Origin of the sequence: Ruminococcus sp. Marseille-P328, assembly GCF_964249465.1 — a bacterium.
In the GTDB taxonomy this organism is placed as follows: domain Bacteria; phylum Bacillota; class Clostridia; order Lachnospirales; family Lachnospiraceae; genus Blautia_A; species Blautia_A faecis.
The window spans coordinates 38,781-46,913 of the sequence record NZ_CAXUBQ010000028.1 but is presented as its reverse complement, the minus strand read 5'-3'; the positions used below and the strand labels follow the sequence as shown (position 1 = coordinate 46,913).

General features: G+C 44.2%; 7 protein-coding genes. All 7 read left to right on the top strand.

Annotated elements, in window-relative coordinates; genetic code table 11:
* The first annotated feature begins 255 nt into the window (after nucleotides 1-255).
* The 7 genes from glnA to ACESTK_RS17195 all read left to right on the top strand — a co-directional run bounded on the left by glnA (nucleotide 256) and on the right by ACESTK_RS17195 (nucleotide 8,115).
* A complete protein-coding gene (gene glnA, locus ACESTK_RS17225; RefSeq protein WP_148462972.1) occupies nucleotides 256-1,578 on the top strand; it encodes a type I glutamate--ammonia ligase in 1,323 nt (440 codons plus the stop codon).
* A gap of 19 nt (nucleotides 1,579-1,597) precedes the next feature.
* On the top strand, nucleotides 1,598-2,152 hold the full coding sequence (locus ACESTK_RS17220; protein WP_118578478.1) for an ANTAR domain-containing response regulator: 555 nt from the start codon (nucleotides 1,598-1,600) through the stop codon (nucleotides 2,150-2,152).
* Nucleotides 2,153-2,256: 104 nt separating this feature from the next.
* The gene (gene aspS, locus ACESTK_RS17215) at nucleotides 2,257-3,588 is read left to right on the top strand and encodes an aspartate--tRNA(Asn) ligase (protein ID WP_148462913.1); all 1,332 of its coding nucleotides are present in this window, start codon (nucleotides 2,257-2,259) and stop codon (nucleotides 3,586-3,588) included.
* A gap of 78 nt (nucleotides 3,589-3,666) precedes the next feature.
* Nucleotides 3,667-3,960: an Asp-tRNA(Asn)/Glu-tRNA(Gln) amidotransferase subunit GatC gene (gatC, locus tag ACESTK_RS17210; protein ID WP_373120358.1), complete on the top strand. Its 294-nt coding sequence runs from the start codon at nucleotides 3,667-3,669 to the stop codon at nucleotides 3,958-3,960.
* 11 nt (nucleotides 3,961-3,971) lie between these two features.
* Nucleotides 3,972-5,444: an Asp-tRNA(Asn)/Glu-tRNA(Gln) amidotransferase subunit GatA gene (gatA, locus tag ACESTK_RS17205; protein ID WP_195991353.1), complete on the top strand. Its 1,473-nt coding sequence runs from the start codon at nucleotides 3,972-3,974 to the stop codon at nucleotides 5,442-5,444.
* Complete coding sequence (gene gatB, locus ACESTK_RS17200) at nucleotides 5,441-6,880, top strand: Asp-tRNA(Asn)/Glu-tRNA(Gln) amidotransferase subunit GatB (protein WP_294423190.1); 1,440 nt, start codon at nucleotides 5,441-5,443, stop codon at nucleotides 6,878-6,880. The genes gatA and gatB overlap by 4 nt, the downstream gene beginning before the upstream one ends.
* Before the next feature lie 20 nt (nucleotides 6,881-6,900).
* Nucleotides 6,901-8,115, top strand: a complete 1,215-nt coding sequence (locus ACESTK_RS17195; RefSeq protein ID WP_195409683.1) for an LL-diaminopimelate aminotransferase — start codon at nucleotides 6,901-6,903, stop codon at nucleotides 8,113-8,115.
* The last annotated feature ends 18 nt before the right edge of the window (nucleotides 8,116-8,133 follow it).

Genomic DNA, 8,133 nt, shown 5'->3' with positions numbered 1-8,133 from the left:
CTGTTGATGGAAGCATTATACTACATTGGGACATTTTCCTTTATGGTATATTAGGACATTATCATAAATGGTTCATACTGATATGGTAAAGTGGTAAAAAATAAGTTGACAAAGCATGACCTCATTGCTATAATTACCTCCATGAACAAGGGCGTTCTTCAGAAGGGTATCTTTTTGAAGTGCGCCTTTTTTGTTTAAATAAGTCATGCGTAATGGATGGATGAGGGCATGAGAGTGAAAGAAGGAGAGAACACCATGGGGAATTACACCAGAGAAGAAGTGTTACAGATGGCAGAAGACGAGGATGTAGAATTCATTCGTCTTCAGTTTACCGATATGTTCGGTACTTTGAAAAATATTGCGATTACAGCTCGGGAGCTCCCCCGGGCACTGGATAATGAATATGTAGTAGACAGCTCCTACATTGCCGGAATAGCAGGGGAGAAAGAGCCGGATATGTATTTACATCCGGACTATAATACTTTCACCATTCTTCCGTGGCGTCCGCAGCAGGGAAAGGTAGCCAGACTGCTCTGTGATATCTACCGCTCAGATGGAACGCCGCTTGAGAAAAGCCCGAGATATATTCTGAAACAGGTGGTAGAGATGGCTGCTAAGGAAGGCTATGTTTGTGAAGTGGATCCGGAATGTGAGTTTTTCTTATTTCACACAGATGATAACGGAGTTCCCACTACACTGACTCATGAAAAAGCCGGATATCTGGATATCAGCCCGCTGGATCTGGGAGAAAATGCAAGACGTGATATGGTTCTGAATCTGGAAGATATGGGATATGAAATTGAATCTTCCCATCATGAAACCGCTCCGGCACAGCATGAGATTGATTTTAAATTTTCCGGTGCAAATGAAATGGCTGACTGTGTGATGACTTTCAAAATGGCAGTCCGCACCATTGCAAAACGGCATGGACTTCATGCAACCTTTATGCCAAAGCCGAGAGCTGAGGTGAATGGTTCCGGTATGCACATTCATTTTGCATTGTATAAAGATGGAAAAAATATATTTGCTGATCCTGATGATGTAAATGGTCTCAGCGAGGATGCTTATCATTTTATCGGTGGTCTTCTTGCACATAGTGAAGAGATGGCCGCCATTACCAATCCGCTTGTGAATTCCTACAAGAGACTTGTACCTGGCTATGATGCTCCTACAGAACTGACCTGGACAAAGAATAACCAGAACTCTCTGATCCGTATTTCCAATTTAAGATCAGACAGCCTGGCAATCGAGCTTCGAAGCCCGGATGCATCTGCAAATCCTTACCTTGTGTTTGCTGTTTGTATTGCAGCCGGTCTGGATGGAATTCAGCAGAAATTATATCCTACCAAGGCATCGGATCGTTCTTTTTCCGAATCTGACCAGAAAGCTATGAATATTGGAAATCTTCCGCTGAACCTGGATGATGCCCTTACACATTTCGAGAATAGCACCTGGATCCAGAGTGTACTTGGTAAAAAGTTCTGTGAGGAATATGCAGCTGCCAAGAAGGAAGAATGGCTGAATTATATGAGACAGGTAAGCGAGTGGGAAATCAGCCAGTATTTATACAAGATTTAAGATAAGAGAGTAGCATGGTATGAACAGCAGCATTGTAATTGCATTACCGAAAATCGATGACGCAAAGAAAATACGTACCATATTGAACCGGCACGGTTTTTCTGTAGCTGCGGTATGTTCAACTGCTTCAACAGCACTTGCCAGCATGAGTGAGTTGGACGGAGGTATTCTGATCTGTGGTTATAAGCTGACGGACCGGTATTACCGGGATGTGCTGGAAGATATTCCTTCATATTTTGAAATGCTGTTGCTGGCATCTGGAAGAGTGATTGCGGAAGCGCCTACATCCGTCCTTACTGTGGAAATGCCAATGAAAGTCAGCGACCTGGTAAACACGGTGGATATGATGTTGTCCCAGATCGAGCGGCGGCTAAAAAAAGAGAAGAAGAAACCGAAAACGCGTTCCTGGAAAGAGCAGAATTACATTTCCAACGCAAAGTTTCTTCTTATGGAGCGAAACCATTTAAGCGAAGAAGATGCATACCGGTACATTCAGAAATGCAGTATGGATTCCGGGACAAATATGGTAGAGACAGCTCAGATGGTTCTGATGCTGTTATATGATGAGGTATAGTCTAAGGCAGAATTCTAATCCTGTTGTATAGGATTTTTCAGAAATTCTGGCTGGGGTTTTTATAAGATATATTTTTATGATTTTAGGAAATGGAGGATGAGGAAATGGAGTTTTTGGATGGAAGCTGGAAAAAAGAAGTGAGCAGCTGGGATGCACTGATGGGAGAAGAACTTCTGAATCAGGAAGCCATCCTGGAGGGCGCCATTCACAGTATCCGCAACATGGGAGATGTTGCATTTGTAATTATCAGAAGAAGAGAGGGTCTGTTTCAGACCGTTTTAGTAAATGAGGATGTTGATTTTTCCATTCATGATCTGAAAGAAGGCATGACAGTAAGAGTAAAAGGTGTTGTAAATAAAGAAGAGAGAGCGCCTCATGGCAGAGAGCTTCACATTCGTGAAATTCAGGTGCTGTCTTCTCCGGCTGAACCTCTTCCTCTTGCAATCGATAAATGGAAGCTGAATACTTCTCTGGAAGCCAAATTAAATTACCGTTCCCTTTCCCTCCGCAATATTCAGGAGCGCGCAAGATTTAAAATCCAGGAAGCTTTGACAAGGGCTTTTCGTGATTATCTCTATGAAAATGGATTTACGGAAATCCATACGCCGAAGATCGGAGCCAGAGGTGCTGAGGGAGGCGCGAACCTGTTTAAACTCAGCTATTTCCATAAACCGGCTGTTCTGGCTCAGAGCCCACAGTTTTACAAACAGATGATGGTGGGAGTTTTTGACAGAGTATTTGAGACCGGACCTGTTTTCCGTGCTGAGAAACATAACACCAAAAGACATTTAAATGAATATACGAGTCTTGATTTTGAGATGGGCTATATTGATAGCTTTGAAGAGATCATGGCTATGGAGACTGGCTTTTTGCAGTATGCAATGAAGCTTTTAAAAGAGGATTATGCAAAAGAACTGGAGATCCTGAAGGTTGAGCTTCCAGATGCTTCCAGGATTCCGGCAGTTCGTTTTGATGTGGCAAAAGAGCTGGTTGCGAAGAAATACAACCGTCAGATCCGTAATCCATTTGATCTGGAGCCGGAGGAGGAAGCCCTGATTGGTCAGTATTTTAAAGAAGAATATAATGCGGATTTTGTTTTTGTTACCCATTATCCATCTAAGAAGCGTCCGTTCTACGCAATGGATGATCCAGAGGATACCAGATTTACGTTAAGCTTTGACCTGCTTTTCCATGGCCTTGAGATCACAACAGGAGGACAGAGAATTCACGATTACAATGCCCTTCTGAAAAAGATAGAGGACAGAGGTATGGAGACAGAAGGAATGGAACAGTATCTGGATACATTTAAATACGGTATGCCTCCTCATGGTGGTCTTGGAATCGGTCTGGAGCGTCTTACCATGCAGCTTCTCGGGGAAGAAAATGTCCGTGAGGCATGCCTGTTCCCAAGAGACCTGAACAGACTGGAGCCATAAAAAAGCTGGATATCCAGAAAAGATTTTGGTATGGATCCAGAGTGGAGCGTAATAATTTCTGTGCAGGAGGATGAGAAAATGGCAAAACAGATTGACGATGAAACCATGGAAAATGTCTGCATTCTTGCAAAACTTTCCCTTACAGAAGAAGAGAAGGAAAAGGCAAAAAAAGATATGCAGGAAATGCTTGATTATGTAGATAAGCTGGATGAACTGGATACATCCAGTGTTGAACCAATGTCCCATATTTTTGGCGACCAGAATGTATTTCGTGAGGATGAAGTTACAAATGGTGACAACAGCGGGGCAATGCTTGCAAATGCGCCAAAAGCCAAAGAAGGACAGTATCAGGTTCCAAAGACCATAGGATAGGAGACATTCACATGGAATTAGAAAAATTAACAGCCTTACAGCTGGCTGATAAGATTAAAAAACATGAGGTCAGTGTTCTGGACGGCGTCAAGGATGTCTTTTCTAAAATAGAGGAAAAAGATAACAGAATCCACGCATATCTGGACACTTATAAAAAAGAAGCGTATGCAAGAGCAAAAGAGGTGGAAAAAGGCATTGAGGACGGAACTTATACCGGTCCTCTTGCCGGTGTTCCCATTGCCATCAAAGATAACATTTGTGTACAGGGAAAACCTACTACCTGTGCGTCAAAAATTCTGGAAGGATTTGTTCCCCAGTATCAGGCAGAGGTGATCAGCCGGCTTGAAAAAGCAGGAATGATCATTATCGGAAAAACAAATATGGATGAGTTTGCCATGGGAAGTACGACGGAAACTTCTGCCTATGGCATTACCAGAAATCCATGGAATACAGAGCATGTTCCAGGCGGCTCATCAGGTGGCTCCTGTGCAGCTGTAGCAGCAGGAGAGGCTTATCTGGCACTGGGCTCTGATACAGGAGGTTCCATCCGTCAGCCAAGCTCTTATTGCGGTGTGACAGGAATGAAGCCTACTTATGGTACGGTTTCCCGTTACGGGCTGGTTGCATATGCCTCTTCTCTGGATCAGATCGGACCGATTGGAAAAGATGTGGCAGATTGCGCAGCACTTCTGGAAGTGATCGCTGGCCATGATCCGAAAGACAGTACTTCCATTGACCGAAAAGACCTGGATTTTTCCAGTGAGATGACAGATAAGATTACAGGAATGAAATTTGGTGTTCCGAAGGAATATCTGTCAGAGGGAATTTCGCCAGAGGTAAAAGATGCCTTTATGGAAACCTTGAAAGTGCTGACCCAGATGGGAGCAATTGTAGAATTTTTCTCTGTCAAAACTATGGAATATATGATTCCGGCATACTATATTATTGCCAGCGCAGAAGCAAGCTCCAACCTGGAGCGCTTTGATGGCGTAAAATATGGCTATCGTGCAAAAGAATATGACGGTCTTCATGATATGTATAAACGTACTAGAACGGAGGGCTTTGGAGAAGAAGTAAAACGTCGTATCATGCTTGGTTCCTTTGTTTTAAGCTCTGGTTATTACGATGCTTATTATCTGAAAGCCCTGCGCACCAAAGCACTTATTAAAAAAGAGTTTGATCAGGCTTTCGAAAAATACGACGTGCTTCTTGCCCCGGCAGCTCCTTATACAGCGCCGAAGATCGGAGAAAGCTTAAAAGACCCTATGGCAATGTACCTTGGGGATATTTATACAGTTGCCGTAAATCTTTGCGGACTTCCAGGAATTACAGTTCCCTGCGGAAAAGACAGTGCCGGACTTCCAATCGGAATCCAGATGATCGGAGACTGTTTTATGGAAAGGAAGATCCTTCGTGCTGCCCATGCCTATGAAAGCGTAAGAGGGAATTTTGGAACACCAGAGGAAGGAGGTAAGAGAGCATGAAACAGTATGAGACTATTATCGGACTTGAGGTTCATGTAGAACTTGCCACCAGAACAAAGATTTTCTGCGGCTGCTCCACAGCATTTGGAGGGGCACCCAATACCCACACCTGTCCGGTGTGTACTGGTATGCCAGGTTCTCTTCCGGTATTAAACAAAAAGGTGGTAGAATTTGCCCTGCGCGCAGGACTTGCCACAAACTGCAGCATCAATCAGTATTGCAAATTTGACCGTAAGAACTATTTTTATCCGGATAATCCGCAGAACTACCAGATTTCCCAGCTGTATCTGCCAATCTGCCATGATGGATTTGTGGAGATCGAGACAGAAGCTGGTAAGAAAAAAGTCCGGATCCATGAGATGCATATGGAGGAGGACGCAGGTAAGCTGATCCATGATGAGTGGGAGGACTGCTCTTTGGTAGATTACAACCGAAGCGGTGTTCCTCTGATCGAGATCGTTTCTGAGCCGGATATGAGAAGTGCAGATGAGGTTATCGCTTATCTGGAGAAGCTTCGTTGTACCATGCAGTATCTGGGTGTTTCCGATTGTAAGCTTCAGGAGGGCTCCATGCGTGCTGATGTGAACCTTTCTGTGAGAGTGGCAGGAAGCGATACACTTGGAACCAGAACAGAGATGAAGAACCTGAACTCTTTTAAGGCCATAGCACATGCTATTGAGGGCGAAAGAGAGCGTCAGATCGAGCTTCTGGAGATGGGTAAAAGCGTTACCCAGGAGACCAGAAGATGGGATGACAATAAAGAGTCTTCTCATGCAATGCGTTCTAAGGAGGATGCAAAGGATTACCGCTATTTCCCGGATCCGGATCTTCCGCCGATCCATATTTCCGATGAGTGGATCGCAAAAATCAGAAGTGAGCTTCCGGAGTTCCGGGAGGAGAAGGCTGCCCGTTATCAGAGTGTGTTTGGTCTTCCGGAGTATGATTCCCAGATTCTTACAGAGTCCAGACATCTGGCTGCTTTGTTTGAAGATGTGGCTACGCTGAGCGGCAACCCGAAAAAGGCGGCAAACTGGTTTATGGTGGAAGTGCTTCGTCTTATGAAGGAAAAAGGCATTGAGGCTGAGAAGTTAAGATTTACACCGCAGCATCTTGCAGATCTTCTCACTATGGTCGATAAGAAAGAGGTAAGCCCACAGAACGCCAAGAAGGTATTTGAAAAGGTATTTGATGAGGATGTTGATCCGGTAGCTTATGTGGAAGAGCATGGTTTAAAGATCGTGGAGGATACCGGGCTTCTTAGCAGCACCATCAGCAGGATTCTGGATGAAAATCCTGGACCGCTGTCTGAGCTTCTTGGAGGTAAAGAGAAGGTTATGGGCTTTTTTGTCGGTCAGATCATGAAGGAAATGAAGGGCAAGGCAAACCCGGCAAGCGTGAGAGAGGCGCTGCTGGCTGAGGTTGAGAAGAGAAAGTAGATTTACAGGAGGATAATCAGATGGTTACCGTTAATCATAATTATTTAAAACTGCCAGGAAGCTATCTTTTTTCTACAATTGGAAAAAAAGTGCGTGCCTATAAAGAAGAGAATCCGGATAAAGAGGTGATCAGCCTTGGTATTGGTGATGTGACACAGCCGCTGGTTCCGGCTATTATTGATGCTCTTCACGGGGCAGTCGAGGAGATGGCTCACGCAGAGACTTTTCACGGTTATGCGCCAGATCTTGGGTATGAATTTCTGAGAAGGGCAATCGCAAAGAACGATTACCAGGACAGAGGATGCAATATTGCAGCAGATGAGATTTTTGTTTCTGATGGTGCGAAAAGTGATTCTGGTAATATTCAGGAGATTTTTGGAACAGACAATAAGGTTGCTGTGTGTGACCCGGTTTATCCGGTTTATGTGGATACCAATGTTATGGCGGGCCGTACCGGAGAGTATAATACGGTTCATGAGAATTTTGACGGTGTGATCTATATGCCATGCCGCAAGGAAAATGGATTTTTGCCGGAGCTTCCATCAGAAGTGCCGGATCTGATCTATCTTTGCTTTCCAAATAATCCGACCGGTTCTGCTATTACAAAGGATGAACTGCAGAAATGGGTGGATTATGCCAACAAAAATGGCTGTGTGATTATTTATGATGCAGCTTATGAGGCTTATATCTCTGAGGAAAATGTACCGCACAGTATTTATGAGTGCGAGGGTGCGAGAACATGCGCGATTGAACTTCGAAGCTTTTCCAAGAATGCCGGATTTACTGGTGTTCGTCTTGGATTTACGGTTATTCCGAAGGAACTGGTACGAGATGGGGTATCACTTCACAGTCTGTGGGCAAGACGTCACGGCACCAAGTTTAACGGTGCTCCTTATATTGTACAGAAGGCTGGTGAGGCTGTCTATTCTGAGGCAGGTAAGGCTCAGCTGAAGGATCAGGTTGGCTATTATATGAGAAATGCAAAGCTGATCCATGATGAGCTGGCGAAAGCTGGCTTCTCTGTTTCCGGTGGTGTGAATGCGCCTTATATCTGGCTGGAAACACCGGATAAAATGACTTCCTGGGAGTTTTTTGATTATCTTCTTAAAAATGCAAATGTGGTTGGTACGCCAGGTTCTGGTTTTGGTTCTCATGGAGAGGGCTATTTCCGTCTGACTGCGTTTGGAACTTATGAGAATACTCTGAAAGCCATTGACAGGATTAAGAGTTTGTAATTATAATTGAAGAAGGCT

Excerpts from the sequence above, each read along its gene's own strand:
- glnA (WP_148462972.1), top strand. The coding sequence starts at position 256 with ATGGGGAATTACACCAGAGAAGAAGTGTTACAGATGGCAGAAGACGAG.
- ACESTK_RS17220 (WP_118578478.1), top strand. The coding sequence starts at position 1,598 with ATGAACAGCAGCATTGTAATTGCATTACCGAAAATCGATGACGCAAAG.
- aspS (WP_148462913.1), top strand. The coding sequence starts at position 2,257 with ATGGAGTTTTTGGATGGAAGCTGGAAAAAAGAAGTGAGCAGCTGGGAT.
- gatC (WP_373120358.1), top strand. The coding sequence starts at position 3,667 with ATGGCAAAACAGATTGACGATGAAACCATGGAAAATGTCTGCATTCTT.
- gatA (WP_195991353.1), top strand. The coding sequence starts at position 3,972 with ATGGAATTAGAAAAATTAACAGCCTTACAGCTGGCTGATAAGATTAAA.
- gatB (WP_294423190.1), top strand. The coding sequence starts at position 5,441 with ATGAAACAGTATGAGACTATTATCGGACTTGAGGTTCATGTAGAACTT.
- ACESTK_RS17195 (WP_195409683.1), top strand. The coding sequence starts at position 6,901 with ATGGTTACCGTTAATCATAATTATTTAAAACTGCCAGGAAGCTATCTT.